The sequence below is a fragment of the Amphibacillus sp. Q70 genome (assembly GCF_052055485.1).
In the GTDB taxonomy this organism is placed as follows: Bacteria; Bacillota; Bacilli; order Bacillales; family Amphibacillaceae; genus Amphibacillus.
Map to the genome: position 1 here is coordinate 2,917,123 of NZ_CP197171.1, position 26,830 is coordinate 2,943,952.

Consider the following 26,830-nt stretch of genomic DNA (forward strand, 5'->3'; position numbering starts at 1 on the left):
ACTAAATATACTGGAAATTGATCTGTTTGTGAAGAGTGTTTTTCATCTGTTCATAAAAATTTTACTTTTACTTGATAAACAAATGATTAGGACATTTTTGATGAAGATTAAGAAATATGGGCAATTGAGTTTACTTTTAAATATAAAAGTAAGATAATAGCTAAAGCTATTATTATAGATAGAGGCACTATCCCTAGCTTGGTTTAAAAGATTGTGAGGGGAGAAAAGATGTGCCAATTTGTGAAGAGAGAGAAAGAGGGATACATTATTATGCAGTACGATAAAGCTTTATTTGAGACCATGCCGATTCATAAGGCTGTCGCAAAGAATTCACTTCCAGCCATTGCGAGTATGTTGATTGTTTTTATTTATAACATTGCTGATACATTTTTTATCGGTCAAACAGGTGATGAACTACAAGTAGCGGCAGTTACCCTGTCAATGCCTGTTTTCACCTTATTCATTGGTTCGGGTGTTTTACTTGGCATTGGTGGAACATCACTGATTTCACGTTCATTAGGTGAAGGGCGAACGGAATATGCCAAGAAAGTATCTGCTTTTGTTTTTTACGGAGCCATAGTGTTAGGACTTTTATTGATGGTGTTATTCTGGACATTTATGCCAGTGGTATTGAATATTATTGGTGCAAGCTCGGATACAATTGACTTTGCCCGTTCTTATTTAACTTATCTTGTCGTTGGTGCACCATTTATTATTTTATCACAGTCATTTAGTAATATTCTTCGTTCTGAAGGAAAATCAACTTTAGCGATGAAAGGCATGATGATTGGATCGATTGCTAATATTATTTTAGATCCGCTTTTTATTCTTGTTTTTGATATGGGTGTGACAGGTGCGGCGGTTGCGACTGTAATTGGTAACCTGTTTGGTGCAAGTTATTTTATCACCTATTTAGTTTCTGGACGTTCTATTCTATCGATTCGTTTAAAAGACTTTCAAATCACAGGCGGCGTTATGTTAGGTGTGTTGGCAATTGGGATTCCTGCTTCATTAAATAACTTAATGCTTTCTGTCGCCAATATCTTTTTGAATAATTTTTTAACTGGCTATGGAGATGTGCCGCTGGCTGCTATGGGGGTCGCGATTCGTGCCAACATGATCATGGTCTTTGTTCAAATTGGTTTAGGACAAGGTATTCAGCCACTCATCGGTTATAGTTATGGTGCTAAGGACTTTAGTCGTCTAAAAGGGATTATTAAATTCTCCGTTGCTACGGCCGTTGTTTTTGGTAGTATTCTGACATTTATTTATTGGCTATCTGCCGATATGATTGTCCAATCCTTTATTGATAGTGAAGCAGTGATTACGTATGGCACACAAATGTTACGTGCCTTAATCGTCTCTGGCCCTGTTGTTGGCATTATGTTTGTTTTTATCAATGTTCTTCAAGGACTAGGGAAAGCTATTCCATCATTAATTTTATCGATCTCTAGACACGGTCTCGTGTTTATTCCACTACTATATCTATTAAATGCAACAATTGGTTTGGATGGGATCATTTATACACAGCCCGTTACTGACATATTGACAGTTATTATTTCTGTTGCTATTTATTTGATTGTGAGACGTGGATTAGCTGACTATAAAGTCGAACGTTCAGTGATGAGACAGTCGGCTAGGTAAAGACATAAAACGAAACTTCACTCAGTGGGAGTTGGGCCTACAGGATGTAGATCATGCAGATGGTTCCGGTGGGACGAGTACCCGTAAATATCTTCGGTGGGGCGAGTCATCACACAAAGGAAAGCTACGAAGCATTTGCATCGCAAGAATAAGTGTCTTACTTATTCTGAGCCCCAGTCCCAAGTCTTTTCGATGGGGTGAGTAACCGCAACCCCAGATGTTGTCACAAATGTTTTCGGTGGGACGAGTAATCGCACTAAGGAAAACTACGGAGCTTTACACCGCAAGAATAAGTGGTTTTCTTATTCTGGGTCCCAGGAGGTGACGGTTTTAATCTGCGTTCCCCTAGCTCCCACTGATTGTTAAGGAACACAAGCTAACGTCTTCGCGTCCTGCGAAAACGCTTGTGTGACCAACATCGTGTTGGCCCGAGTTTTACGGACGGTTATCTGTGATAAAAAGTGAACAATTCATATCATTCGGTTTTGAAATAACGATAGAAAAAAAGATTATGCGGAAGGAAAGGTAAATAGAGTAATGGGATACTTTTCAGTGTTATTGACTATCTTTTTAGTATTTGCCACTTTAGGGATCACATGGTTTATCTGGCAAGCTCGAACAGAAAAGCGAAGTCTGTGGCTTGGGATAGCATTTTTAGCTGCTTTCGGTACATGCCTTATTTTAGTTACCTTTCTGCTCATTTCCGTCTCAGACATACAGCCTGTTCGATTCTTTTTAATGGGAGGAGGCATACTACTTGTCATTATCATTGCATTGTTTCCGATAATCTTAGTCGTGACTTTGCTTACTTCTGCTGTTCGTTTGATAAAACGAGAAGGTGCTTCTCTTTCGAATATGCTTTCTCTAGGGCTTGGAATGGCTTATATTCTTTATCTAATGATTTGGCCGATGTTAGAAGATATTTCCCAATCCGTATTTTTTAATTTTTTATATACATACCTTTCCTTTTGTTTTATCTTCACTCTGTTTATCTTTATCTTGTATACCATCACGAATATGTTGAACTTAGTGATGAATGTTCGAAAAAAGTATTCGTATATCATCGTTTTAGGGAGCGGTTTGAAAAATGGAGAGGAGGTCACGCCTTTACTCGCCAGCCGAGTTGATAAAGGTATTGAGCTCTACCGGAAGAATGAGGGTAGTTTTCTTGTTCTTTCTGGGGGACAAGGTACTGATGAAAAGGTTGCTGAAAGTGTAGCAATGAAAAATTATGCCCTCAAACAAGGGGTGCCAGAATCAGCTCTGTTAATTGAGGACAAGTCTGTGAATACGAGAGAAAATTTGTTGTTTTCAAAGCAATTGATTGATGATCATAAGAAAGAGAATAGTGAAAATCTGTTAGTTGTAACGACAAGTTATCATGTCCTTCGAGCCTTATTATTAGCGAAAAACTTAGGCATTGCTTGTGATGGACAAGGCTCACGAACGAAATTTTATTTCTCTATCAATGCTTTTGTTCGTGAATGGATTGCTTATTTAGTCTTATGGCGCAAGCAATATATCACTGTACTTGTTAGTGGTTTTGTTGTGATTGCTTTTGGCTATTGGTTTATGAGTTATTTTGTCACAGGTTAACTGACCAATTGATAAAACACCATATCCTGAGACTATAAAAATTTTTTGATGCATTTTGGGGATAATAACCTTTGAAGATCAATCAAAGGGGTGTATTCATTGCGAATACTTAGTTTATTTAGTGCTATTGTATTTGTAGTCTTTCATTTCTCAGGTATATTGGTGAATGTAGAAATAGATGTAGATAATGAATATCAAGAAGTTCTTAATGAAACTGAAATAGATTATCAATTAATTTATGACACTCTACTAACTGCACTGGATCCATATATTACAGAAGAAATTATTAATCATTATGGCTATCCCAAACAATATGGTTTATCTGATGCAAAAATATTAAGTGTCATTAGGGAAACTGAAGGAGGGTTTAGTTTTCAGGGAAAAGTTCAAGTAACGACCTTTGAACATGCTCATAATCCACCCTATGGAATAGAAACAATCACTTTTGAGATAAGCCCTTTTGGAGTTAAAGTTATTGAATTTCAACATGAGGGCGATGAAGAAGAAAAGAAAATAAAACAATTTTATCAAGAAGTAATATCAGATATAATACAATCATTTAACCTGAAATTACAGTCCTATTCAGTATACACCTATGACCAATTGTTTTACCAATCAGAAAAGCAAATACACTACAAAACGCTCACAGACATTGTGAAAAATATAATCGCAAACAGTTTAAATCCGCAGATAAAACCACCCTATAAAAATGTGATAGATCCTGTAACTTTTATTAAAGGAGACAAAGGGTATATTATTTTCAAAACAGCTGATGGTACTAATGCAGTTTACTTTGTTAAAAAAGAAAATAATAAATGGACGATTATAGACAAGACATTTAAAAAAGGTAAGATCATGAAAGAAGAGCTCCTTTGGTATATGTAATTAAAAAAGTTTCTTTTGTAAAATAAATAGTATGTAGGTTTCTTATTGAGCTAACGGATGCTTTAATAGAAGGAGAAAGGGGGCTGTTGCACAATGAAAAGTAAATAGTGCAACAGCTCTTTTTATCATGCTATATGTTTTTACAGATTTGAAACTATCCTTCATTTCAAATAAAACCTCAAGTCAAAATGTCGAATAGGGGGCCTCTATCCATCAGTTTAGAAGAAGCCTCAAGGCAAAATGCCGAATAGAGGGCGTCTATCTCGCATTTCAAATGAAATCTCAAGGCAAAATGTCGAATAGGAGGCCTCTATCCATCAGTTTAGAAGAAACCTCAAGGCAAAATGCCGAATAGAACGTCCCTATCTGGTGTTTTATTCCCATTTCTAATACTCACAAAAAGAGCTGTTGCATAATTAGCTGCTAATTATGCAACAGCCTCTTTTATTTATCTGATTTTTTCAATTTAGGTCTTGATCATTTGATTATCCTTTTTGATTGTAAGATTGACAAAGCTGAAATAATGAGGTATATTTTTAACATAAAGAGAGAAATATACCACATAAAATGAGGTGATTTGTATGAAAAACAAGTATGGGTTAATCGGTTTTGTCTCACTATTAGGTTTTTGGGGATTGTACAGTGGTGAGGATATACTTTTATCCTTTTTTGCTTTCATTGTATTTTTTCAATATTTTTGGATCATTCCAGATGAATTATTTATTGAAACATTGAGAAAATGCGCTGCTAGAGCTTTTTTCACAAATATCACCATTACAATAGTTGCTACATTCTTGCTATCCTTTTTTGAAATAAGTAGTAATCCTTTGGCTGCTGGTACTTCGCTTGGATTCAGTATAGCTATTGCCGTTTTTGCACTTTCAATTTTTATCTTAGAATGGAAACAGCTTAGAGGTGCACATGATGATTAAAAATCGAATCAAAGAATATCGAGCAAAATACAATATGAAGCAGGGAGAGCTCGCCAATAAAGTTGGTGTGCGCCGTGAAACGATTGGAAACCTTGAAAAAGGAAAATACAATCCTTCATTGGTATTGGCTTGGAATATAGCTAAAGTTTTTGAGGTTAATATTGAAGAAATATTTACTGTTGAAGGCAAATAAATGATACATTCTCGGGGTTAGCTTTTCGGCAAAAAAGCTTTCAGCAGCTGACTCAAAAGAAAAAATTGTCTTTAAACAATATGATGTTGAACAGGAGAAGGGAAGCTTCGCTAGCGAAGCATCGCCTGAAGAAATCATTTTATTTTTAAAGAATCTTCAACTCCTGCTACGACAATTGTTTTACTGTCTGGCAAAATAAAAAGGAAACTTAGATAGAGAGATCCCCCCTTTCATATTTTCACTATATAATTTTCTTGCATGTGTTTGGCTAGTTAACCAATATGAATTATTTTAAACAATCGCTTTCTTTAATAACATCAGTGTTCGAGGCAGTATGGCGATCATTAGAGCGAAGGCTACTGGGATGATTAAGATTAAATAAATTTGTGCTGAACTATATTGCTTGGCAATCCAACCTAATAAAGGGGCGGTGATAACAATTGAGCTTTGATTAATCATCATCCGATAACTCGACATTCGACCATGGTAGTCTTTATCAGTCAAAATTTGTTGAGTTGACTGTAAGAGAATGCGAATCCATGTTGTCCCTAGACCAATTAAACCGACGCCTAAAAAGGCGATGAATATGGTATGAATAGGTATAGCGAGAACTATTAACCCAATGACTGTGATTAGGAGTGAACCTAAAGCATGAAATTGTTTGGTTTGTCTAAACCACCAAAAGCCAAGCAAACCTGCTAGAGCACCGCCAATGGAAAAGGTAGCGTCAAGCCAACCATATGTAGTTGCTTGCTGACTAATATGATCGATTGTATAGACAGATAAAAATCCAATACTTGTGTGAAAGACAAGCTGTCCCACCATTGTCATGCTAAATAAACGAAATAGAAAGGGGTGTTTTATCAGATAATGAAAGCCGTCGATAAGTTGTCGATGTAAGTTGGTTTGTTTTGAGATACTTTCATCGTTTGTTTCAGATGAATCGATAAACTGGATAGCGATAATGGCAAGTAAATATAAGCAAATAATGATAATGATTGTAAAAGACAGCCATTCATGAGAAACGAACCAGCCGCCAATACTAGCACCAATTAAAGCACCACAAATTGTGACGGCATTTGTATATGAAATCACTTTAGGTAATTGTTGTGGTGGGAAAATCTTGGCGCTATGTGCTTGAAGTGTTGTTCGGAAAACAGTTTCCATTAACTGTTGTATCATATGTATAATGAAGACGATGCTAGGAATAAGTGGTGCTAGTGATAGACTGATCAAAATATAGCTAACGGCAATTAAGTTACTCATCAATGCTATTAAAGCAATCCTCTTTCTTGAAAAACGATCCACAACTCCACCAATATAAATGTTGCTAAGTAAACTTGGTAGAAAACCTAGACCGACAAGCAATCCGGTTAAATCCGCCCGACCTGTGATTTGATACAGCAGCCAGGAAATTGTAATAAAATATAGACTCTTGCTTAGCGCTGAACAAAAGAAGCTAATTAAAATAGCTAAAAACTGTTTCATCAAATTCCTCCCTCGATAACTTGATCAATTTCAGTATAACAGTGCTTAAATCATAAGAATAAGATATAATTATTATAGTTTTTGATAAGAAAAACTTATAAGGGAGTGTGCGAATGAAGGTAGATGATTTAAGGTTACTAATTGCTGTTAAAGAACATGGAACGATCCGACGTGCAGCAGAGGCGCTGTTTATTTCGCAACCTGCCGTTAGTCAAAGACTTCAACAAATTGAATCTTATTGGGGTGGACCGCTTTTTGTAAGGTCAGCGAGAAATGTTATGCTTACGCCTGCTGGAGAAGAAGTATTGGCACTCGCCTCACGTTATATAGCCGAGGAGCAGCAGGTTAAACAACGGATCGATGCACTTAAAGAGCAGGTGTCGGGAACATTATCCTTAGGGGTTTCATCGGTGATTGGTCAATACGTGATGCCAGGTCTATTAAAAGAATTCATGAATAACTATCCAGCTGTTAACGTTGAATTAACGACAGGTTTATCAGAGGATATTTTACCAAATAACTATCATGTCAAAGTAACGAGAGGAAAATTGCCAAGTCAACGATTTTCCATGAAACTATTTGAAGATCCACTCTATTATGTTGCTGCCAAAGAGCTAACAAGTAAGCAACCGTTTATTGAGCACCAATCAGATAATCATTATCAACCAGAAATAAATTTCTGGTTGAAGACGCGATTCCAAGAGTCTATTTTGTTACCAATCAAAGTTGATCAGATTGAAACCTGTAAACAGATGGTAATCTATGGTGTTGGCAGAAGTGTGTTACCCAAAACAGTCATTAAAAATCTTGATCGAAAGCAATTTACCATTGAACCAGTGGTCGTTGATGATAAACCACTGAGTCGATCAACTTGGTTAACGGTTACAGATGAAGCACAAACATTACCACAGGTGAAAGTATTTATTAAGCTTTTGCAGGAAGCATTCAATTCATGATTTGTTTTTTTGGTTAAGTGAAAAAACACATGAGAACATCTAGAAATATCAAACTGAGACAAGGGTCTAATGACTATAATACTAACTTAATCTATTTTTAATATCATTTAAGCAAAAATTGTACATCATGAGCCTAAAATCATTCATCTAGAAGTCAGTCTGCTATAGAAAGCAACCCTTGAAAATGACTTGTTTAAGTTATTGTCAAGGGTTAAGCTCTGAGGATTTTAAATCAATCCAATAAAGTATTGCACAATAAGCGCGACAATAACGACTAATGCTGAGATGATAAAACCATGAATCATCGGATTAAAACCTGACTTTTTTATTTCTCGGACATCAGTATTCATGCCTATGGCAGCTAAGGCAGCCACCATTAAAAATTTGCTAATTGCTTTTAACGTATGTGAAGCTGCCGCTGGAATAAGTCCAAAGCTATTGATAATCGCCAACAAAATAAATGCTAATATAAACCACGGAAATAATGATCTAATCTTAACTTTATGATAACTTGTCCTATTTCCAACTGAATGTTTAGCATTGATACGCATATGAATAAATGAAAAAATAAGTACTGTTGGAATGATGGAAAGTGTCCGCGTTAGCTTTACCATTGTTGCAAAATCTCCAGCTGCTTCACTAAATGCATAACCAGCGGCAACGACACTCGACGTATCATTTACTGCTGTACCCGTCCACAACCCATAAGCTATATCACTTAGTCCGATCATTCGACCCATGATTGGAAATAATACAATCATCAACATATCAAAGATAAAGGTAGCTGACATAGCGTAAGCGACATCTTTATCTTTTGCTTCGATAACAGGTGCCACGGCAGCAATTGCGGATCCTCCACAAATACCAGTTCCAGCAGAAATCATATTCGAAAGCTTCCAGTCCAAGCCTAACCATTTTCCTGTCAAATAGCCACCACCAAAGGCTGTTAGCAGTGTGAAAAACATGACTGTTAGTGACAAGCGTCCAACATTTAGAATTGTGCCGATACTTAAGGAAGCCCCTAATAAAATAATGGAAAACTTGAGTACTTTCTTAGAAGTGAATTTTAAACCTGATTCGATCAGCTTATTTGGTTTCTTTATTTGATTAATCCCCATACCGATAAATATGGCAATGATCGAAGCCCCAATAAAAGGGATAGGTAGCAAGGATTCGATATATGTTGCACACCATGCGATCAACAAAGCGATTAAAAAGCCGGGTATGTTATTGATTATTTTTTTCATCTGTATTCTCCTCGTTGTCTTCTATGATGATTTTATCTGAAAATAATGATAAAATAAAATGATGATTTATTATCATAGATAAATATTAATTATAGTTATAGAGACTAAATGAAGAATACAAATATAATTGTTTAGTAATGAAAGGAAGATAGAGATGCTTGATAGTAAGTTACTAACATTCCTAACCGTTGCACAATTAAGAAATTATACAAAAGCAGCAGCTAAATTAAATTTAACCCAGCCGGCAGTAAGTCAACATATGAAAAAATTGGAAGAATATTATGATTGCCACTTAATTGATATCGAAGGGAAATCAGTCACATTGACTGCACAAGGTGAAGCACTCTATAATTATGCCAATTTTCAAATCGCTAATGAAAACCAGCTTATCGATCAAATAAAAAAAGTGGAAACACCCATTAAGATTGGTGCAACGCTTTCTATAGCCGATTACTATTTGCCAACTTATTTAAGCAACTATTTAAGTCATCATAATGAATTGTTATCTGTGACGGTAAAAAATACAAAATCAATTATTGAAATGTTATTAAATAATGAATTATATTGCGCCTTTATAGAGGGGATATTTGATAAGTCAATCTTTCATTATTATGAATTTTACAAAACTAAATTTCTTCCAGTTGCTAGAAAAGGACACCCCTTAGAAGGGCAAGAAGTTGAAATAGCTGATATTCATAAATATCCATTAATTTTAAGAGAAGAAGGGTCTGGAACGAGAGAAATATATGAAAATTATTTATATCAAAATAATGATTCTATCCTTTCCGCTGCTAAAATTTATCAGATCAGTAGTTTTGGGATAATAAAAAAGATGTTAAGTCATTCAAATGCAATTTCATTTATGTATGAAGAAGTTGCTAGAGAAGAAGTTGAGAAGGGGGAGTTATGTTATCTAAATATTAAAAACTATTGGATTGAAAGACCGTTATACTTTATTTATCCAAGTAATAGTTTGATGAAAAACAGAAATGAGCTGTTTTATCAAAATTTAACTCGTCAGAAATAATGTAATGATATGATTATTAAATCATTATAAAGGTTATATTATTATAGATTTTCTGAATGAAGGAATTTTCTTATCCATTAGATAAATAGTTACCAAATAAAGGATCTAAAAAAGGTCAAGCCAAAATGGCGAGATGAAGAATGGAAAAGATTAGTCAAGTGTTGAGTAATTTATATTTTCAATCATGTTTGATTTAATTCATAAAGGACAAATATTTTGGAGGTTATCATGAAAGTTATTGATTTATCGATGCCATTATACACAGGTATGGATGTTTTTCCAGGAGATCCAGAGGTAAAGATTGATGTCGTCCATACGTATGAGAAAGATACATGGGAGTTAAGGCGTTTAAATATGGGTTCACATACAGGAACGCATGTTGATGCCTATTCACATATGCATCAAGGCAAACAAAATTTGGATCAGATTCCAATTGAGCGATTTTTTGGTAAGGCACAAGTTGTTGAATGTGATCTGGAATGGCCAAGGGAAGTAGGTTTATTTTTTACACGTGAAGTTGGGATAGAAAAGTTGAATAAAATAGTCGATCTAAATCCACGGTTTGTAGGTGGAAATATAACGGAAGATTTGGAGAGGGCTTTATTAGGTAGAGAGATTATTACTTACACAGGATTAGTTAATTTAGAATTAATCCCGAAAGAAAAACCATTTATCTTTTATGGACTGCCGTTAAAAATTACATCTGGTGATGGTTCTCCGGTGAGAGCTATTGCTGTTATTGAAGATTAGACACATCATCATTTACATAAGAGCTGGTGGTAAAATACTATAAAGGTTTACGATCGAAAAGATAATCAAGGTTATGTCGGTTTTATAAAATGTTTTTGTAAAAGAAATTCCTAAAACAGACCTTTGATTGGATACCACGAATTAAGACATTCATTCTAATTGTAAATTAATGAATGTCTTTTTATTTGATAATTAGATGAAACTTCAATATTTAGGTATTTTACAATTATTCATGTATCCAAATAGTTGCTCAATATTTTTGAAATAAGTTGGACCATAAATGTTGCAAGAATTGTGTATAATTGATCTAAGTAAAAATGTATAAGGAGGCATAAACATGCATTCAATTTCAAGTGGTGAACGGAAATTGATTCAAGTTTTATATGATGAAAATAGCCCCATTAGTATCAATCAACTGCAAATGATTTTGAATAGATCTCGAAGAATGATTTATTATTATATTACGAATGTTGATCAATTGTTGAAGTTAAATGATATTCCTGCCATAAATGTTAGTGAGAAAGGATATTTTTTTAATAAAGAACAAAAAGCAATGATTTTAGAAATCCTAGTATCAAGCCCGATTATTCTATCACCTGAGGAACGTGTTTCATATCTCATATGTTATCTTGTTTTTAGTAATACACGCGTTACGCTTGATTCCCTTGTCGAGGATTTGGGTGTATCTAGAAACGCTGTTCTAAATGATTTGCTTGAAGTTAGAGAAATCTTGTATGAGTATCAACTCGAGTTAACCAATAATAAGATTGATGGCTATCGAATCCTTGGTGACGTGTATCGGAAACGTTCGGTCTTTCAAACACATATAAAAAAGATGTTAAAAACATTAGATTATCGGAATCTTAGTTTATTTGATATCGATACGGTGGATAAATATAATAATTTATTGGAAAAAGTGTTAGATGATTTACATATTGAAATTTACAAAATCGAAATACTATCACTTGCATTTCTTTTGGCATCCATGCAGCAAGTTCCAAGTTTATTTAACTACAACATTATTGATTATGAATTGGTTTCAGGATCAAAGGAATTAAGTGCAGTGGAAAAGTATTTTGCTGAGTTTCCTCATCATGAGCGGATTTATCTAGCTATACAAATCATCAGTTATAATACTGAAAATCGTCAGTTGATGATTGAAGATGATTTGTCCTTATTAGATTTATCCAGTGAGTTAATTAATACATTTGAATTACTTTCATGTCTCAAATTCAACAATAAAGAACGTCTTATCAATTCGGTATATCTACATATTCAACTAACAAATTATCAGTTCCATCATGCTATCCCAACCTCAAACCCATTAATTGATGATATCAAAAATAAATATGGTGATATATTCAATATCACAAAAGTATGTTGTAAAAAAATGAAGAGAAAATTTCCCTATCCTGTGTTCGAAAGTGAAATTTCATTTTTAACAATGCATTTTGCGGCAAATCTTAATAAGGATGGTAGAGAAAGCGAGAAAGCAAAAGTACTTTTGGTATGTTTGAATACAACCATTGGATCAATGTTATTGAAAAACGAAATTGAAAATGCCTTTGATGCCATCCATATTATTGCGATTGTAAAACCTTCGGAAATTAGTAATTATTCAGAAGAAGACATTGATTTTATAATATCAACAATAAAAATAGACACACCCATTTCGTTACTCCATGTGAATCCAATATTGTCAACCAAAGATCGAAATCTGATTGCAAGTCACTTAACATCGTTGAAAATGAATAGTAATGATCTTAGTTTTAGCATGAAATCCATCTACGAAATCTTACGCGAATCCATATCTGATGATACGTTATACATGGAGATTTGCAGTAAAATCAATGCTTACCTAACAGGAGATGCCACCTATGTTTATGATAAAGCAAATCGTAAACCAACACTGATTCAAATGCTTAATGTGTACGGTGTGAAATGGGACCATAGTGAGGAGCGCTATGACTGGGAAAATGCGATCAGAAGTGGATCTGAGATCCTTTTAAAACATGAAATTATTAATGCTCACTATGTTCAAACGATGATTAATCTAGTTAAGAAATATGGTCCATATATCGTAATCAATGATGATATTGCGATTGCCCATGCACAACCTGAAGATGGTGTCAATCACTTAGGAATTACACTACAAGTCTTTTCACATGGGCTTTATATTCGTGATAAAAAGGTTCAGTTGCTGTTTGTCTTGGCAACACCTAATCAAGAAGACCATTTAAGAATATTGAATGATATTATTCAAATAAGTAATAATGCTGAAATCCTTCAGGATATCGTTGCGGCAGATGATTCCACAAAGCTCCTTGAAATATTAAGGAGTTTTTAATATAGATGATTGCACATGAATAAGTGAAATAGATTGCTCTATTATTTATTGACAATAGTCACTACGATAGAAGTATGAGATGCGCATCTTAATTAACCCAAAGGAGGAAAGAAAATGATTGTTATTGATTTATTTTTAGAATTTGTAACACAATTGCTTTCAACGCCTACAATTTTAATTGGTTTAATTGCTTTAATCGGTCTTCTCATTCAAAAGAAGCCAATGACAGATGTTATAACAGGAACGATTAAAACAATTATGGGTTTTTTACTGATCAGTGCAGGAGCAGGAGTTGTCATTAACTCAATTACTCCCTTAAATGATTTGTTATCAGAGACATTCAATTTCTCAGGTGTTTTACCGGTAAACGAATCAGCATTTGCTGCTGCAAGTAATGAGTTTGGTACAGCTCTTTCCGGTATAATGGCCATCGCAATGATTGCAAACATAGTCCTAGCACGATTCTCAAAATTTAAATATATCTATTTAACTGGTCATGAAGTAATGTGGGTTTCCACAGTCTGTGCCATTGTTCTAGGAGCGCTAAATACCCCAATGTGGATGGTTATTATCATGGGGGGATTGATTACTGGACTATATATGGCGGTTGGACCTGTATTAATTTACAAGTCAGTATGTAAGGTCACTGGTACGAAAGATTTAGCTGTCGGACATAGTGGGATTGTTTTCTACTGGATTTCAATTATGATCGCTAAGCTAACAGGGAATAAAGAAAAATCAGCGGAAGATATCAATGTTCCTAAAAGTCTTAATTTCTTAAGAGACTTATCTGTTTCTTTATCATTAGCAATGTTAGTTGTATACCTAATTGTTTCAATCAGTGCAATTATTATTGCTCCGGATGTTGCAAGTGAAATATTTGGCGGTGTTAATCTAACCGTGTTCTCAATCACACATTCAATTGAATTTGCTGCATCGATTTATATTATTCAAGCCGGTGTACGGATGGTTGTTGCGGAATTGATCCCAGCATTTCAAGGTGTTGCTAATAAGTTTATTCCAAATGCTGTACCCGCCCTTGATATTCCGATTCTTTATCCATATCAACCAAACTCGACATTGATTGGATTTATTTGCGCATCAATCGGCGCTGTAGTTGCATTCTTTATTCAGGTTTCACTTATTGGAACACCGTTTGAATTGCCAATCATCATTCCAACATTATTTACAGCCTTCTTCTTTGGAGCGACATATGGGTGTTTAGGTAATGTTGAGGGAGGACTACGCGGTACGATCATTGGTTCGTTTGTAACAAGTATTGTTTCTTCAATGACTCCAGCTTTACTGATTAAATTCGGTGGTGTTTTAATCACAGGAACAACATTTGGCGGTTCAGATTCAGCTGTGATTGGGATTTTTCTAAATCAAGTAGGTGACATTCTACCATCATTGGTGTTGCTTGCATTTGTTATTGTAATGTTTATGCTGCCTATTGTTCATGGTGTATTAACACGAGGAAAACCTGGGTTAACAGAGAGAGGGACTGAAAATGACTAAAGTAAAAACAATACTATGTTGTTGTATATCAGGGTTGGGATCATCCTTTATTGTAGAAATGAATGTAAAAAAAGCTCTTCAAGAGTTGGGAAAAAATGAAATTAAAGTCACCCATGCAGGAATTAATGACGCCATTACAGGAGCAGCAGATTTATTTGTATGCTCAGCTGATGTATATGATACATGTTCAAAAGCAGGTGATGCAGTATCGTTAGATCGTTTAACAGATTATAATGAGGTGCTGTTAAAACTCAAGAACTATTTTGAAGCAGACACCGAACGCTAAAAAAATGACACAATGAATTGGAGGTAAAGATGATCAAACATTTACTAAAGAGAGAGAACGTTGTCATTAAAGATTGGGTAGATAATTGGCAAGAAGCAATATACGTCTCAACACATGCACTTGTTGAACAAGGGTATGTGACAAGTCACTATCCAAAAGCAATTATTAAATTGACGGAAAAACATGGTCCATATTATATTCTTGCTCCTAATATAGCTTTAATTCATGCACTTCCTGAAGACGGCGTTGTAGATAATCAAATCGCGGTGACAATGCTCAAAAAACCGGTGAATTTTGATTCGGATCGAACTGCGAAACTGCTGATCACACTTGCCGCTAAAAATTCTAGTGATCATCTTAATGCCTTGAAAAAAATTGGCGAGTTACTAATGGATGATCGGAAAGTTGCCATGTTGTTGAGAATTGAAGATGCAGAAGAATTGTATCGTAAATTCACAGAATAGGAGGGTTTTAATGGAAACCATAGATTCATTTGGGATTCCTTTTCAAATCAATGATGTTAATGGAGATTTAATTTTCCCAAAGGGCATTGAACCAGAAGGGGTTAAGGAAAAACGAATTCCTGAAATGAAACAGTTACTGTTTGATGATAGTAATCTGCCAGATAAATGTGCTTATAAATTCTATGCAAATATATTTACGCCTAAGTATAAAGAAGTCTTTCAAAAGTACGGTTATACGAATGGGATTACTGCGATTACGCCAGAGCGTGTTAATGGGGAATGTTTAAAAAATTCGGGTCATTATCATATGAGCCACCAAAATGAAGCCGTACCATATATGGAATGCTATGAGGTTTTAAAAGGGAAAGCAGCTTTTCTGCTACAGAAATCTACTCGTCTTTCAGATGATAAGCCATTAGTGATTGAAGATTGTGTTGTTGTGATCATGAAAGAAAAGGATAAATTGATTGTGCCGCCTCACTATGCGCACTGTGCAGTAAATATTGGTGAAGGTCCTATGTTATTTGGCAATCTAGCGGCGCCCTGTCCCTTAAATTATGAACCCATACAACACCATCATGGTTTCTTCACCTATGTACTTGATCTATCTGGAGAAAGACTTTTTGTTCAGAACCAAACTTATCAGAACTTGCCAAAGATTCGTGTAATTCATGCTAAGGAGTCACCAAAACATGGGATGACACGGGCATTATCATTGAATGACAGTTTTATTAAAAATCCTGAGAAGTTTAGATATTTGAATGATCCAGAATGTTATATTGAAGAAATCGAAACATTATTGGAGGGATAGCATGAAATTGCAATTAGCCATTGACTTACATGGAATTCCAGAATTAGTTGAATTGTCAAAAACAATCCATGATACAGTTGATATTATTGAAGTAGGAACACCTGTCCTTATGTTGGAGGGATTGCATTCAGTATCGGCATTACACAAGGTACTGCCGACTGCAAAAATACTTGCAGATACTAAGATTGTGGATGGTGCTTCTTTAGAGACCCAATACGCAATTGATGCAGGGGCAGATATTGTCACGGTATTGGCGGTAGCTGATGACAAAACGATTCAAGATTGTATTGAAACAGCTCATAAAAACAACAAAGAAGTTCTTGTTGATTTAATAAATGTTGACAACATAGCGCAACGTGCTCAACAAATTGATGCTATGGGAGCTGATTATATAAGTGTTCATACTGCTTCAGATGTTCAAAGTGAAGGACGAAATCCACTCAATGATTTAAAAATTATTAAAAATGTTGTCAAAAATGCAAAGATATCATGTGCGGGTGGTATTAACTTTACAACTATTGAGGCGATTAAATCATTGAATCCAGATGTTGTGATTATTGGAAGTGCCATTTGCAGTCATGAAGACCCCAAATTTGCAGCAAAAAAGTACAGTGCAATCATCAAGGAGGGGTAATATGTCAAACAGCAGTAATATGATCGGTATCTCAAATGAAATTCAAGAAGTCGTGTCACATATTGAATGCCACCAAGTATCGGAGATTGTCAATATGTTAACACAAAAATACAATACACAGACAAGAGTATATTGCGCTGGAGCAGGCAGATCACTCTTGGTAATGCGTGCTTTTGCGATGCGTTTGATGCATCTTGGCTATGAAGCCTATGTTGTTGGTGATGTTAATACGCCAGCCATTGGCAAACCTGATGTGCTTATTGTTGGATCAGGGTCGGGAGAAATAAGTGCGCTCTGTATGATGATTGACAAAGCGAAAACAATTGGCTGCAAAGTTATTCATATTACTCGAAACAAGACATCATCAATTGCTAAAAAAGCGGATAAAGTGTTGAACATCCCAATTGATAGATTGGAACAAACCATGCAGCCCAGTGGTAGTATTTTTGAACAAGCGATGCTTGTTGCTTTGGATGGCTTGGTATTAGATTTAGTTGAAAGCTTAGCACTACTTAATGTGGCGAGTTTGGATGAATTTATCGCAATACGTCATGCGAATCTGGAATAGGAGGCTTAACATGAAAGACTATATTGCACCATCAATTATGTGTGCTGATTTATTGAATTTGGAATCTGAAATACGAAAATTAGAGTCAGCTAATGTTGATTTAATTCATTATGATATTATGGATACGACATTTACAAACCAAACTATGTTGCCGCTAATGGCTGTTCCTATGATGAAGAAAGTAACTAACATTCCTTTAGACATTCATGTCATGATTGATCGACCAGAACGAATTATTGACACATTACTTCCAGTTTGTAAAGATGCATATGTATCATTTCATGTGGAATCAACAATGGAAATTGGAGCCTTAATTCAATATGTTCGTGAGGCAGGAGGAAAACCAGGTGTAGCTATTAACTCAGGTACACCCATATCGATGTTGGAAGAAGTTATTGATCGCATTGATATGGTTATCGTCATTCTTGGAAACGGAGGATTTGGACCACGTCAACCCCTTGATCAACAGTTACTGCGTAAGGTTTCGCAAATAAAAACAATGATAGAGGAAAGTGGCCGTGATATTCTACTGTCAGTTGATGGCGGTGTTTCTAAAGAAACGGCTAAGAAAACCAAAGAAGTTGGTGCCGATACATTTGTATTGGGTACAAGTTCAATCTATATTAAAGGTCATGATGTTGTTACACTTTGTGACGAATTTAGGGGCTATATCAAATGAAATATAAAGAGAATCCTATTTATGTTGCGCCATCTTTAGAACGTTGTGACTGGTTAAACATGGAGAATGAATTGGAGCAACTTGAAGCAGCTGGTGTTGATCTATTTCATATTGATATAATGGATCGCACATATGGACAGATAATCTTAATGTCTCCCAATATAGTACCGATGATTAAAAAAATCACATCTGTTCCGCTAGACATTCACATGTATGTGTCAGAACCAGAAGTTTACTTTCCAAAGTTATTTGAATGTTGTAAAGGCGATTATATCAGCATTCAATTGGAAGCGGTTACTGATATTTCAAGAATTCTTGAGGTGATTCACAAAAATGGTTGTAAACCTGCAATAAGTATTGAAATGGCGACTCCCGTATCAAGCCTAGAAGAGATTATTGATCAAGTAGACTTAATTAACTTACTTGTAAGAAATAATGGATTTAGTCATAAGCCAATTAAAGATAGTATGCTTAAAAAAGTAGCTAAAGTGAAGCAGATGATTGTGGAAAGTGGTCGTGATATTCTTTTGGAGGTTGATGGAAGTATTGATTTTGATGATACAATTCACCTGATTGAAAAGGGGGCAGATACGATTGTATATGGAACAAAAGTTATTTTTAGAGATAACATTCCATATGCTGAAAGTATGAAGGAACTGAGAAGAAAGATTGAATTGTAGTGATATAGATAGTTTTAATAGATAATAGAAATAGTGACTTCTCACTTGCGAGTGGAAAGTCACTATTTTTCATTTTAACTGGGTTTTGTCCCAATTCCATTATTTAATTACCAATAAACATTTGTGTCCAGTGGTTGCCGTTTTCGATATAGCCAACTCCAATGTGTGTATAGTCAGGATTTAAAATGTTGGCACGGTGACCCTCACTATTCATCCAGCCATTGACAACTTCTTCTGGACTTCTTTGTCCTTTAGCAATGTTCTCTCCAGCTGTACGATAGTTAACACCGAATTGTTGCATCATATCAAATGGTGAACCGTATGTTGGACTGTTATGGGAGAAATACCCATTGCTAGCCATATCATTTGATTTTTCTCGTGCTACAGAGCTTAATGATTCATCAATTGAAAGAGGCTGTAAACCATGTGCTGCACGTTCTTGATTTGTCAATTCTACAACTTGACGTTCGAAAGCATGTAGACTTGAATTTGTTGCTTCTGTTGACTCGTTATTTCCTTGCTCTGGCTCTGTTGGTGTTGGTTCAACAGGAGCTTCTGTTTCTGGTGTTTCAACAGACTCTTCAGGTTCTTCAGTGGGTTGTTCACTGTCTTCCTGTTCAGGTGCTTCCGGTTGTTCTGCTTCTTCAACTGGAGCTTCATTTTCTTCTGGTTGATCAGTTTTCTCTGCTGGATCTTCATTTTCCTGTGACTCTTCAACAGGTTGACAAGGATTTTTCTTTTTATATTCACTCATAAAGCGACTCATATAATTTTCAATCCATTCTTGCCAATTACCATCTAATTGATTTAAATCTATATTGAAGGCACGTGTTGAAAAATGGTGCCCAGCTTTTCGTACTTGTGCTGCTTCAACTTGTGGAGTAGCTAGACCAAGTAAAAGTGTGGTTGAAACAACAACCGTTACTGCAATTTTCTTAAACATATTGTAAAACATCTCCTTTGTTTTAATTTCACAGTCATCATATCACGTTTTTTTTGTTACAATCCGTCCTAATTTTTCCACTCAAATAGCTAATAGGTTAACAGTATGCTATCTTAATAATGTTAAGTTGGTAGAATAGATTAAATTTATTAAAAAAGGAAATAATTACGCGCGAAAGACTATTGACAACTTCTGTGAATCAAGAATTTTGTCATATTTGAAGCGATTTTGTAACGAATGTCATCATTCTTTAACATGAGATAAAAACATATTGGTTGATCGATCAAGCTTATCCATAATTAATATTGGTGTGCGGTTTAAAAAACTTTATTTAAAAAAATGTAGTCATCTGATGATTGAGTACGTCTATACAGTGTAGAGAGATAAAAGAGGGGAGGCGAGTGCCATTCATGATGAGTTATTAATTAAAAGAATCAAGACTGGTCAGACACAGGCGTTACGTCTTTTGATTGAACGATATAAACACCATGTATTTAAAATTGCTTTGAGTGTTGTCCATAATGAAAAGGATGCAGAAGATATTGCTCAAGAAACATTTATTAAAATGATAGATGCACTCCCGTCCTATCGATCAGAAGGTTTTAAAACATGGATTAGTCGAATTGCCCTACATAAATCAATTGATTTTAAACGAAAACAGCAGCGGAGAAGGGAAGAACTTTCAACATTTGAACAAGATTATCAATGGGTTGATCAAGATAATGTTGAGCAGGAGTTTTTAAAAAATGAGCTGCAACAAAAGATTAAAATAGCGTTAAAGTATATGCCAGAAAAATTTCGAGGCGTTATCCAGTGTTATTATATGGAAGATATGTCTTATAAAGAAATTGCTGATCAACTAGATTTAACTGAATCCAATGTGAAAATTCGCTTATATCGTGCTCGGATTTGGATGAAAGAGCACTGGAAGGAGGAGGATTTTTAATGACACACATTCATAATGAAAGGCTTAATGCTTATATTGATCAACAGCTATCAGAACAAGAGGAAATCGAGATTGAAACACATCTTTATCAATGTGATACATGTAGTGATCAATACTTGTTATTACTTGAAGCTGAGGACATCGGTGCATCCGTTTCGGATCAATTTACAGATGATGTGATCGCTAAAATAAATCGTCAACTTGTTCAAACAAATTATATCTCCTCTCAAACAAACCATAGAAAGCAAACGATTAAGCATTTTTGGTTAGCTGCGGGACTGACGATTGTTTTCACGCTAACTGGTTTATTTCAAGGGATGATCAACATGACAACTGAGCAAGACTTTCAAGAGCGCGGATCGATTACAGCACATCTATTAGATAAAAGTAATGATTTTTTTAATCACATAAAAGGGGGACGTCATGAATGAAATCACCGTTACTAGCTTTTTTCTTAGCTATTTTTCCAGGCTTCGGTCATCTATATTTAGGCTATAAAATAAGAGGGTTATTATATCCGATTAGCTTTTTTGGCACACTTTTATTAAGTTTTTCTTTTGGTATCTTTGTCGATGAACAACCTTTTTTCTTCTGCCTGTTTATCGCTGGTGTGATTTGGGTGATTAATGGATTAGATATGATTCTCACTTTGATTATTCGAGGAAATCAGTCAAAACAAGTCTCGACCCAAGATCACCCAAATGAACAAATTACCCAGTTAAATCAAGCTGCTTTTCTAAAAAATGAACGGGTTACAACTATTTTACTTTCATTCATTCCTGGTGCAGGTCAGTTTTATTTAGGATTAGCACAACGCGGGTTAACGATTGTTGCTGCTTTTTTCGGTATCATTGCCATGGTATTATTTATTGGCATGGTAGTCACACCAGAATTTATTATTTTCTTGTTTGCTTTGCCGATTATCTGGATCTACAGTATGTTTGATGCGATTCAATTATTAAATAAGAAACAAGCAGGGGATGAATTGCTCGATCGAACATTGTTTGATGACTTTGAGTATTATCGTAAAGAAGGGAAAAAAAGCAAGCTATTGGCAACGATTTTAGCGATATTCCCAGGAGCAGGACATATGTATCTCGGCTTACAAAGACGCGGGTTACAGCTGATGGCGGGTTTTCTGTTATCTGTTTATATTCTTGATGTCTTGAATTTAGGATTATTTCTCTTCTTAATTCCGATCATCTGGTTTTATAGCTTTTTTGATGCTTTGCAGCTGGCAAACCGAGCAGAGGATGAAGAAATTGAGGATATACCGATCATTAGTTATCTAGCCAATCATCAGAAATGGCTAGGGATGGCTTTGATTGCACTTGGTGTCTTTTATATGTTTGAAGCTATTTTATTACCAGAGTTAGCTGAATATATTTTCGAAACATTTGGAGTATATTTATATGACTATTATTATCAGTATTTCCAAATGACAATTGTCTGTTTATTATTAATCGGTGGCGGTATGAAATTGTTAGCTGGATCAAAAAAAGATAAAAAGGAGGATAAGTGATGAGACAGTGGCGAGTGGGTTCTTTTTCAATGGGTATTTTATTAATCAGTACCGGTATCGTATTATGGCTAGCCAAACTATTAGATTGGGATTTAGAGACAATCGCTTCATTATTTATTCCTTTTTTACTGCTGTTAATCGGAATTGAGATTATCGTTCAGCTGATTTTTTTCCGTCATGATCAGGCGTTAATTAAATATGATATTTTCTCGATTCTGTTTATTTCTTTTATTACCTTTTTGGCCTTGGTTACTTTTGTCATGTCATCAACTGGTTTATTAGCAGCTGTTCAGCATGAGATTTTTGCCCAAGAACAAGAACGGTTGGTTGCAACCTATAATGAACCGGTTGATCAAGCGATTAGCAAAATTGTCATTGAAGGAAATAACAACATCGATATGTCGTTAAATGCAAATCAGACAGATGAACTAACGGTTTTTGGTACAGTACAGACAAACGCAAACGATTTTGTTGATCAACAAGATTATCTGAATATCAATCAAGTGGGGGATACCCTTTACTTACATGTACTTAATCCGACGTCACAGTATGGAATGGGGCGTACTTATCATCATTATAATCTCACGGTTTCAATACCAGGTCACCTTGAAGTTACCGCCAATACGTTCATTTCAACTGTTGATTTGGATTTGGAAAAAATCAGTGCAAATTGGTATGTGGACGAGGCAATTGATGTTTTCATTCATGAGGCTGAAGAAGCCAATCATGTTTTGACCGTATCAACTGATTATTATGATAATCTAACAAATTGGGATGAAGCTGATTTATCAGCTGATGAAGAAAAGATGACATGGACAAAAACATTTGGTTCAGGCGACTATAACATTCTTATTAAAGAGGCTCATTATGTCGATGAGCGAATGAACTAAATACTTATTATAGGACGGACAGGGTAACATAATATCCTGTCCGTTTTTGTCCCCAATGGAATATCACGACATGGATCACACAAGTGCTTGTATGACTAACATTCTGTAGATCTAACTCCAACTGATTGAAGTTTCGTTTGAAACTGAGAATAGGAAAGTGATTGATTCTTGCAGGTTTGGTCAAAGAATCTTATACTTTAAGGTAAGTTTAACTAGGGAGATGTTGAAATGGATCTATCAATTGAGAGAGCGGATGTAAAAGATACAGCTACCATTGCAGAATTGTGTTCTCTTGGCTGGAGACAAACGGTGCTAGGAAAACTCAGCGAGGAATTTCAAGCTAAGAATGTTGCAGAATGGTATAACTATGACCGTGTTCAAGCAGATATCAAAAAAGGGAACTATACCCATGTTGCCATCATGGATTCGAAAGTGGTCGGAGTTATTGGTGGTGGGATAATGGAGCCTGGTACAGGCTGAATTTTTGTCCTATATGTAGATGAAAAATATAGATATAAAGGAATTGGCAGACAACTATTAAATGCCTTTACAGTAGAACAGAAGGAAAAAGGAGTTACGGAGCAATGGGTATCTGTACAAGATGGAAATCAAAGAGGGATTCCATTTTATCAAGCGAGAGGTTTTTCGTTGAAAAAGAAACAGGAACTACTGACTGACACCGGAGAAAAGTTTATTTCTCTACAATATGCGAGAAAAATTTAATGCTTTAGTAGTGCAGTGTTTCACTTCATTATTTCAGTATTTGTGCTTATGTTTTCAACTATAGATGAATGGAATATGACCAATGCATATCATTACCCTTCATACATCTAAGAGAAGCCCTAAGAAGTTAGTTCTAGATTAGTTAAATGAGTGGAAAGAGCCTTGTATTGTCATACAGAGATTCTTTTCTAATTATTTATCGAAAAAAACAAACAATAGAACTTACGTTTGTTATCATAGTATTAGAATAACTTCTATATTCTGTCTTCTAATCTAATTAAAGGATGTATGCTTATGTTAGCCCCTATGTAACCTGTTTTTGAAGAGGATCTATTGATTGAAACGGAGAATCAAGAAAAGATCAACATAGAACTTTAGTTCACAAATCAGTATAATATGGTTAAGAGAACCTTATATTAAGGGTGTTCCCAAACTGGAATACTCTTTTTTATCTCCCTATTTCAACAGATCGTAGGAGTGCGAATCAAATTTAAATTTTAAGATCATTATTTAATTCTCTGATAAGAAGATACAATTAACTTGCTTGGAGGTATTATGGAAAAAGTATATAAAAAACTTGTTCGTGACAATATTCCTGAAATTATTGAACAGCAAGGTCATAAGCCGCTGTTACATATATTAGACCAGAATGAGTATAAGAAGTCTTTAATTGAAAAATTGAAGGAGGAAGTTGAAGAATTTACACTTGATGAAAGTGTTGAAGAATTGTGTGATATTCTTGAAGTCATAGACGCTCTAAAAAAGACATTAAGTTTTTCAGATGAGTTAATCCAAAAAACAAAGCAAAAAAAGTAGAGCAGAAAGGTGCTTTTGAGAAAAGGATATTTCTAGAAAAAATTATCACTAAACACTGATAAAAATGTTAACAAAGTAAAACAAAACAGAGGTTTTCATTTATCACAGATAACCGTCCGTAAAACTCGGGGCAACAACGGGTTTTGATGGGACGAGTAACCGCACTAAGGAAAACTACGGAGCTTTACACCGCAAGAATAAGGGGTTTTCTTATTCTGAGTCCCAGGACGCGAAGACGTTAGCTTGTGTTCCTTAACAATCAGTGGGTATTAAGGAACGCAGACTAAGTTCGCGACGTCCTGTCGCAATGTCTGGGGTTGCGATTACTCACCCCACCGAAAAGACTTGGGACTGCGGTTACTCGTCCCACCGGAAACATCTGCATGACCTACGTCCTGTAGGCCTAACTCCCACTGATTGAAGTTTCGTTTTATCATTTGGATGAAAGCCTCTGTTTTCTTAATGTTAAAGTATACTTTTACTTATTTAACTTGGTAATCTGTCAACAACTGGGTGAGTACTTGATTTAGCTCTGTGAGCTTTTCTGCGGATTCAGAAACATTGTTCATAACACGTGTTTGTTCATCAACAGTTGAAGCAATTTCCTCAACAGATGCAGCAGTTTCTTCTGCTACACTTGAAGCACTTTCGATCGCCACACGTATTTCTTGATTATGGACTTTGATCTGACTCATTTCAGATGCAGAAGCTGTTAACGCATCTACAATTCCTTCTATGGAAACAGACAGCTGATCAAATTGATCTTTCGTCTCCTCAACATCTGCATTTAAGGCTTTTGTTGTCTTCATCGTATCAGAAACGGCTTTAACCGTTTTTGCCGTTTCATTGATAATCGTTGAAACGACTTCATGAACGTGCTTGGTTGCACTTTTTGATTGTGCAGCCAGATTACGAATTTCTTCGGCAACAACAGAAAAGCCTTTGCCATGTTCACCAGCTCTGGCAGCTTCAATACTTGCATTTAAAGCAAGTAGATTTGTTTCTTCTGCAATATTTTCGATCGTTTCCATGACTTCTGTAATTTCTGCTACATGATCACTCAATTGATTAATATCTTGACTAATTTTTTCAGAGGCAGTAAGTGAATTTGTATTCGACTGTTCGAGTTTTTCAATAATTCGGTTTCCATCTGTAGCTACTTGAGCTGTCTCACCTGTAATTGTGTGCATTTTATCATTGAGCTGGAACATAGACTCGAGTGTCTTTGTTAATGCCTCTACACGCATATTGACATCTTCTAAATCATTAGCTTGATCTTGTGTTCCTCCAGCAATTTCATTAACAGCTTCACCAACTTCTTGACTACTTGCGGCTGTTTGTTCAGAGGTGGCTGACATGTCTGTAGCGGAATCCCGTAATTGTGTGCTTGTTTGTTGGATGTTAACAATCAGATGTTTTAATTGCTTCGACATTTTATTAAAAGCAGCTGCTAACTGGCCGAACTCATCTGTCCCTTCTTTGAGCTCTGTTTGCTCAATATGTCCATCAGCAATTTGTTTAGCAACTTGAGTAGTTGCTTTCAGAACTTTTATTTTCATCCTAATTATAAAGTAGAAGACAAAGCCACTCAATATAACTAGAATCCCTATTACACTAGCAATAAAGAGACTTAAGCTATGTAAATCTTCATAGAATTCATCTTGAAAAACTGCCATGCCTACTGTCCAATCCCAAGGTTCAAAATGTTGCATATAGGCGACTTTATCTCGATAAGTCCCATCTTCCATTGGATCAGTATAATTGACATATTGATTTTCTAAAGCTTCTGCTTGACCTGCTTCAATCATAATGGCACGATTTTGTCGATTTAACTCATCTCTTGGTGCCTGTCCAAAACGAGTGGGGTGCACTTGAAGTATATAGTCCGGGTCATAAGCTAATAGATAGCCACCTTCTTTGTAGGTAAAGTTCGACTGTAAATAATCAAACACATCTTCTTCATACTCAGGTCCATTTAGAATGATTCTTGCCTGATCCTGAGCTTCGGGTAATGACAACTCACCAGTTGTAACTTGTTGATCAAGAATAGATAATACGGCTAATGAACCGTCTACAATACTTTTTAAATCCCGTTCACCCGCATCAATTAATTGTGCTCGAGCGATAAAATAACTTCCTGTACCAATTAGCACGCCGATTAATAGAATCATAGAGATCACGACAGCCATTAACTTTATTGAGATCGAACGGAATCTTATTTTAATTTTGGTCATTCTTATTCCTGCTTTCTATATTCGTTTATTTATTTATCGACATTTTTCTAC

At 35.4% G+C, this 26,830-nt stretch carries 28 protein-coding genes; 24 read left to right on the forward strand and 4 right to left on the reverse strand.

The annotated features are described in order from the left end of the window. The first annotated feature begins 228 nt into the window (after positions 1–228). The 5 genes from ACS127_RS12990 to ACS127_RS13010 all read left to right on the forward strand — a co-directional run bounded on the left by ACS127_RS12990 (position 229) and on the right by ACS127_RS13010 (position 5,250). Complete coding sequence (locus ACS127_RS12990) at positions 229–1,644, forward strand: MATE family efflux transporter (protein WP_440895465.1); 1,416 nt, start codon at positions 229–231, stop codon at positions 1,642–1,644. A 552-nt stretch (positions 1,645–2,196) separates the two neighbouring features. Further along, entirely contained in the window at positions 2,197–3,240 is a 1,044-nt protein-coding gene (locus tag ACS127_RS12995; protein WP_440895466.1) for a YdcF family protein, read from the forward strand. 99 nt (positions 3,241–3,339) lie between these two features. Continuing rightward, positions 3,340–4,125, forward strand: a complete 786-nt coding sequence (locus ACS127_RS13000; protein ID WP_440895467.1) for a DUF3888 domain-containing protein — start codon at positions 3,340–3,342, stop codon at positions 4,123–4,125. Between the two features lie 581 nt (positions 4,126–4,706). Then, the gene (locus ACS127_RS13005; RefSeq protein ID WP_440895468.1) at positions 4,707–5,057 is read left to right on the forward strand and encodes a DUF3796 domain-containing protein; all 351 of its coding nucleotides are present in this window, start codon (positions 4,707–4,709) and stop codon (positions 5,055–5,057) included. Continuing rightward, positions 5,047–5,250, forward strand: a complete 204-nt coding sequence (locus tag ACS127_RS13010; protein WP_440895469.1) for a helix-turn-helix transcriptional regulator — start codon at positions 5,047–5,049, stop codon at positions 5,248–5,250. The genes ACS127_RS13005 and ACS127_RS13010 overlap by 11 nt, the downstream gene beginning before the upstream one ends. Before the next feature lie 291 nt (positions 5,251–5,541). On the opposite strand, the gene ACS127_RS13015 is transcribed toward ACS127_RS13010, so the two are convergent. Next, positions 5,542–6,738: an MFS transporter gene (locus ACS127_RS13015; protein ID WP_440895470.1), complete on the reverse strand. Its 1,197-nt coding sequence runs from the start codon at positions 6,736–6,738 to the stop codon at positions 5,542–5,544. 113 nt (positions 6,739–6,851) lie between these two features. On the opposite strand from ACS127_RS13015, the gene ACS127_RS13020 reads away from it, so the two are divergent. Next, positions 6,852–7,694, forward strand: a complete 843-nt coding sequence (locus ACS127_RS13020) for a LysR family transcriptional regulator (protein WP_440895471.1) — start codon at positions 6,852–6,854, stop codon at positions 7,692–7,694. Between the two features lie 227 nt (positions 7,695–7,921). On the opposite strand, the gene ACS127_RS13025 is transcribed toward ACS127_RS13020, so the two are convergent. Further along, positions 7,922–8,941, reverse strand: coding sequence for a YeiH family protein (locus ACS127_RS13025; protein WP_440895472.1), 1,020 nt, complete (start codon positions 8,939–8,941; stop codon positions 7,922–7,924). A 154-nt stretch (positions 8,942–9,095) separates the two neighbouring features. Between ACS127_RS13025 and ACS127_RS13030 the strand changes: the two genes are divergently transcribed. The 11 genes from ACS127_RS13030 to ACS127_RS13080 all read left to right on the forward strand — a co-directional run bounded on the left by ACS127_RS13030 (position 9,096) and on the right by ACS127_RS13080 (position 18,705). Then, positions 9,096–9,968, forward strand: a complete 873-nt coding sequence (locus ACS127_RS13030) for a LysR family transcriptional regulator (protein ID WP_440895473.1) — start codon at positions 9,096–9,098, stop codon at positions 9,966–9,968. A gap of 228 nt (positions 9,969–10,196) precedes the next feature. Beyond that, positions 10,197–10,718 carry a cyclase family protein gene (locus ACS127_RS13035; RefSeq protein ID WP_440895474.1) on the forward strand — a complete coding sequence of 174 codons (522 nt, stop codon included), beginning with the start codon at positions 10,197–10,199 and terminating at the stop codon, positions 10,716–10,718. A gap of 337 nt (positions 10,719–11,055) precedes the next feature. Continuing rightward, positions 11,056–13,065, forward strand: coding sequence for a BglG family transcription antiterminator (locus ACS127_RS13040; protein ID WP_440895475.1), 2,010 nt, complete (start codon positions 11,056–11,058; stop codon positions 13,063–13,065). Positions 13,066–13,179: 114 nt separating this feature from the next. Continuing rightward, a complete protein-coding gene (locus tag ACS127_RS13045) occupies positions 13,180–14,583 on the forward strand; it encodes a PTS ascorbate transporter subunit IIC (RefSeq protein WP_440895476.1) in 1,404 nt (467 codons plus the stop codon). Continuing rightward, a complete protein-coding gene (locus tag ACS127_RS13050) occupies positions 14,576–14,869 on the forward strand; it encodes a PTS sugar transporter subunit IIB (RefSeq protein WP_440895477.1) in 294 nt (97 codons plus the stop codon). Before ACS127_RS13045 ends, ACS127_RS13050 begins: the two co-directional genes overlap by 8 nt. 29 nt (positions 14,870–14,898) lie before the next feature. Further along, a complete protein-coding gene (locus ACS127_RS13055) occupies positions 14,899–15,333 on the forward strand; it encodes a PTS sugar transporter subunit IIA (protein ID WP_440895478.1) in 435 nt (144 codons plus the stop codon). Positions 15,334–15,343: 10 nt separating this feature from the next. After that, positions 15,344–16,144, forward strand: a complete 801-nt coding sequence (locus tag ACS127_RS13060) for a glucose-6-phosphate isomerase family protein (RefSeq protein ID WP_440895479.1) — start codon at positions 15,344–15,346, stop codon at positions 16,142–16,144. 1 nt (position 16,145) lies between these two features. Continuing rightward, positions 16,146–16,778: a 3-hexulose-6-phosphate synthase gene (gene hxlA, locus ACS127_RS13065; RefSeq protein ID WP_440895480.1), complete on the forward strand. Its 633-nt coding sequence runs from the start codon at positions 16,146–16,148 to the stop codon at positions 16,776–16,778. A gap of 1 nt (position 16,779) precedes the next feature. Next, a complete protein-coding gene (gene hxlB / locus ACS127_RS13070; RefSeq protein ID WP_440895481.1) occupies positions 16,780–17,346 on the forward strand; it encodes a 6-phospho-3-hexuloisomerase in 567 nt (188 codons plus the stop codon). Between the two features lie 10 nt (positions 17,347–17,356). Beyond that, positions 17,357–18,025 carry a ribulose-phosphate 3-epimerase gene (locus ACS127_RS13075; RefSeq protein ID WP_440895482.1) on the forward strand — a complete coding sequence of 223 codons (669 nt, stop codon included), beginning with the start codon at positions 17,357–17,359 and terminating at the stop codon, positions 18,023–18,025. Further along, entirely contained in the window at positions 18,022–18,705 is a 684-nt protein-coding gene (locus ACS127_RS13080; protein ID WP_440895483.1) for a ribulose-phosphate 3-epimerase, read from the forward strand. Before ACS127_RS13075 ends, ACS127_RS13080 begins: the two co-directional genes overlap by 4 nt. Positions 18,706–18,808: 103 nt before the next feature. Here ACS127_RS13080 and ACS127_RS13085 read toward each other — a convergent pair whose 3' ends face one another. Further along, complete coding sequence (locus ACS127_RS13085; protein WP_440895484.1) at positions 18,809–19,648, reverse strand: CAP domain-containing protein; 840 nt, start codon at positions 19,646–19,648, stop codon at positions 18,809–18,811. Positions 19,649–20,081: 433 nt separating this feature from the next. Between ACS127_RS13085 and ACS127_RS13090 the strand changes: the two genes are divergently transcribed. From ACS127_RS13090 to ACS127_RS13120, 7 genes are all read left to right on the forward strand, one after another. Then, positions 20,082–20,594 carry an RNA polymerase sigma factor gene (locus ACS127_RS13090; protein WP_440898139.1) on the forward strand — a complete coding sequence of 171 codons (513 nt, stop codon included), beginning with the start codon at positions 20,082–20,084 and terminating at the stop codon, positions 20,592–20,594. Beyond that, positions 20,594–21,025 carry an anti-sigma factor family protein gene (locus ACS127_RS13095; RefSeq protein ID WP_440895485.1) on the forward strand — a complete coding sequence of 144 codons (432 nt, stop codon included), beginning with the start codon at positions 20,594–20,596 and terminating at the stop codon, positions 21,023–21,025. The genes ACS127_RS13090 and ACS127_RS13095 overlap by 1 nt, the downstream gene beginning before the upstream one ends. Then, positions 21,022–22,116 (forward strand): hypothetical protein, encoded by a 1,095-nt coding sequence (locus tag ACS127_RS13100; RefSeq protein ID WP_440895486.1) that lies wholly within the window; start codon positions 21,022–21,024, stop codon positions 22,114–22,116. The genes ACS127_RS13095 and ACS127_RS13100 overlap by 4 nt, the downstream gene beginning before the upstream one ends. After that, a complete protein-coding gene (locus ACS127_RS13105) occupies positions 22,116–23,006 on the forward strand; it encodes a hypothetical protein (protein ID WP_440895487.1) in 891 nt (296 codons plus the stop codon). The genes ACS127_RS13100 and ACS127_RS13105 overlap by 1 nt, the downstream gene beginning before the upstream one ends. A 228-nt stretch (positions 23,007–23,234) precedes the next feature. Then, positions 23,235–23,486, forward strand: coding sequence for a hypothetical protein (locus tag ACS127_RS13110; RefSeq protein WP_440895488.1), 252 nt, complete (start codon positions 23,235–23,237; stop codon positions 23,484–23,486). Beyond that, positions 23,487–23,729, forward strand: coding sequence for a GNAT family N-acetyltransferase (locus ACS127_RS13115; RefSeq protein ID WP_440898140.1), 243 nt, complete (start codon positions 23,487–23,489; stop codon positions 23,727–23,729). Between the two features lie 555 nt (positions 23,730–24,284). Next, positions 24,285–24,545 carry a nucleoside triphosphate pyrophosphohydrolase gene (locus ACS127_RS13120; RefSeq protein ID WP_440895489.1) on the forward strand — a complete coding sequence of 87 codons (261 nt, stop codon included), beginning with the start codon at positions 24,285–24,287 and terminating at the stop codon, positions 24,543–24,545. Positions 24,546–25,027: 482 nt separating this feature from the next. Here the strand turns inward: ACS127_RS13120 and ACS127_RS13125 are convergent, their stop codons facing one another. After that, positions 25,028–26,779 (reverse strand): methyl-accepting chemotaxis protein, encoded by a 1,752-nt coding sequence (locus tag ACS127_RS13125; RefSeq protein WP_440895490.1) that lies wholly within the window; start codon positions 26,777–26,779, stop codon positions 25,028–25,030. Between the last annotated feature and the right edge of the window lie 51 nt (positions 26,780–26,830).

Bases quoted from the DNA above. Each gene is read 5' to 3' on its own strand.
- ACS127_RS12990 (WP_440895465.1), top strand. From the start codon at position 229: ATGTGCCAATTTGTGAAGAGAGAGAAAGAGGGATACATTATTATGCAG.
- ACS127_RS13005 (WP_440895468.1), top strand. From the start codon at position 4,707: ATGAAAAACAAGTATGGGTTAATCGGTTTTGTCTCACTATTAGGTTTT.
- ACS127_RS13010 (WP_440895469.1), top strand. From the start codon at position 5,047: ATGATGATTAAAAATCGAATCAAAGAATATCGAGCAAAATACAATATG.
- ACS127_RS13015 (WP_440895470.1), bottom strand. From the start codon at position 6,738: ATGAAACAGTTTTTAGCTATTTTAATTAGCTTCTTTTGTTCAGCGCTA.
- ACS127_RS13020 (WP_440895471.1), top strand. From the start codon at position 6,852: ATGAAGGTAGATGATTTAAGGTTACTAATTGCTGTTAAAGAACATGGA.
- ACS127_RS13025 (WP_440895472.1), bottom strand. From the start codon at position 8,941: ATGAAAAAAATAATCAATAACATACCCGGCTTTTTAATCGCTTTGTTG.
- ACS127_RS13030 (WP_440895473.1), top strand. From the start codon at position 9,096: ATGCTTGATAGTAAGTTACTAACATTCCTAACCGTTGCACAATTAAGA.
- ACS127_RS13035 (WP_440895474.1), top strand. From the start codon at position 10,197: ATGAAAGTTATTGATTTATCGATGCCATTATACACAGGTATGGATGTT.
- ACS127_RS13040 (WP_440895475.1), top strand. From the start codon at position 11,056: ATGCATTCAATTTCAAGTGGTGAACGGAAATTGATTCAAGTTTTATAT.
- ACS127_RS13045 (WP_440895476.1), top strand. From the start codon at position 13,180: ATGATTGTTATTGATTTATTTTTAGAATTTGTAACACAATTGCTTTCA.
- ACS127_RS13050 (WP_440895477.1), top strand. From the start codon at position 14,576: ATGACTAAAGTAAAAACAATACTATGTTGTTGTATATCAGGGTTGGGA.
- ACS127_RS13055 (WP_440895478.1), top strand. From the start codon at position 14,899: ATGATCAAACATTTACTAAAGAGAGAGAACGTTGTCATTAAAGATTGG.
- ACS127_RS13060 (WP_440895479.1), top strand. From the start codon at position 15,344: ATGGAAACCATAGATTCATTTGGGATTCCTTTTCAAATCAATGATGTT.
- hxlA (WP_440895480.1), top strand. From the start codon at position 16,146: ATGAAATTGCAATTAGCCATTGACTTACATGGAATTCCAGAATTAGTT.
- hxlB (WP_440895481.1), top strand. From the start codon at position 16,780: ATGTCAAACAGCAGTAATATGATCGGTATCTCAAATGAAATTCAAGAA.
- ACS127_RS13075 (WP_440895482.1), top strand. From the start codon at position 17,357: ATGAAAGACTATATTGCACCATCAATTATGTGTGCTGATTTATTGAAT.
- ACS127_RS13080 (WP_440895483.1), top strand. From the start codon at position 18,022: ATGAAATATAAAGAGAATCCTATTTATGTTGCGCCATCTTTAGAACGT.
- ACS127_RS13085 (WP_440895484.1), bottom strand. From the start codon at position 19,648: ATGTTTAAGAAAATTGCAGTAACGGTTGTTGTTTCAACCACACTTTTA.
- ACS127_RS13095 (WP_440895485.1), top strand. From the start codon at position 20,594: ATGACACACATTCATAATGAAAGGCTTAATGCTTATATTGATCAACAG.
- ACS127_RS13100 (WP_440895486.1), top strand. From the start codon at position 21,022: ATGAAATCACCGTTACTAGCTTTTTTCTTAGCTATTTTTCCAGGCTTC.
- ACS127_RS13105 (WP_440895487.1), top strand. From the start codon at position 22,116: ATGAGACAGTGGCGAGTGGGTTCTTTTTCAATGGGTATTTTATTAATC.
- ACS127_RS13110 (WP_440895488.1), top strand. From the start codon at position 23,235: ATGGATCTATCAATTGAGAGAGCGGATGTAAAAGATACAGCTACCATT.
- ACS127_RS13120 (WP_440895489.1), top strand. From the start codon at position 24,285: ATGGAAAAAGTATATAAAAAACTTGTTCGTGACAATATTCCTGAAATT.
- ACS127_RS13125 (WP_440895490.1), bottom strand. From the start codon at position 26,779: ATGACCAAAATTAAAATAAGATTCCGTTCGATCTCAATAAAGTTAATG.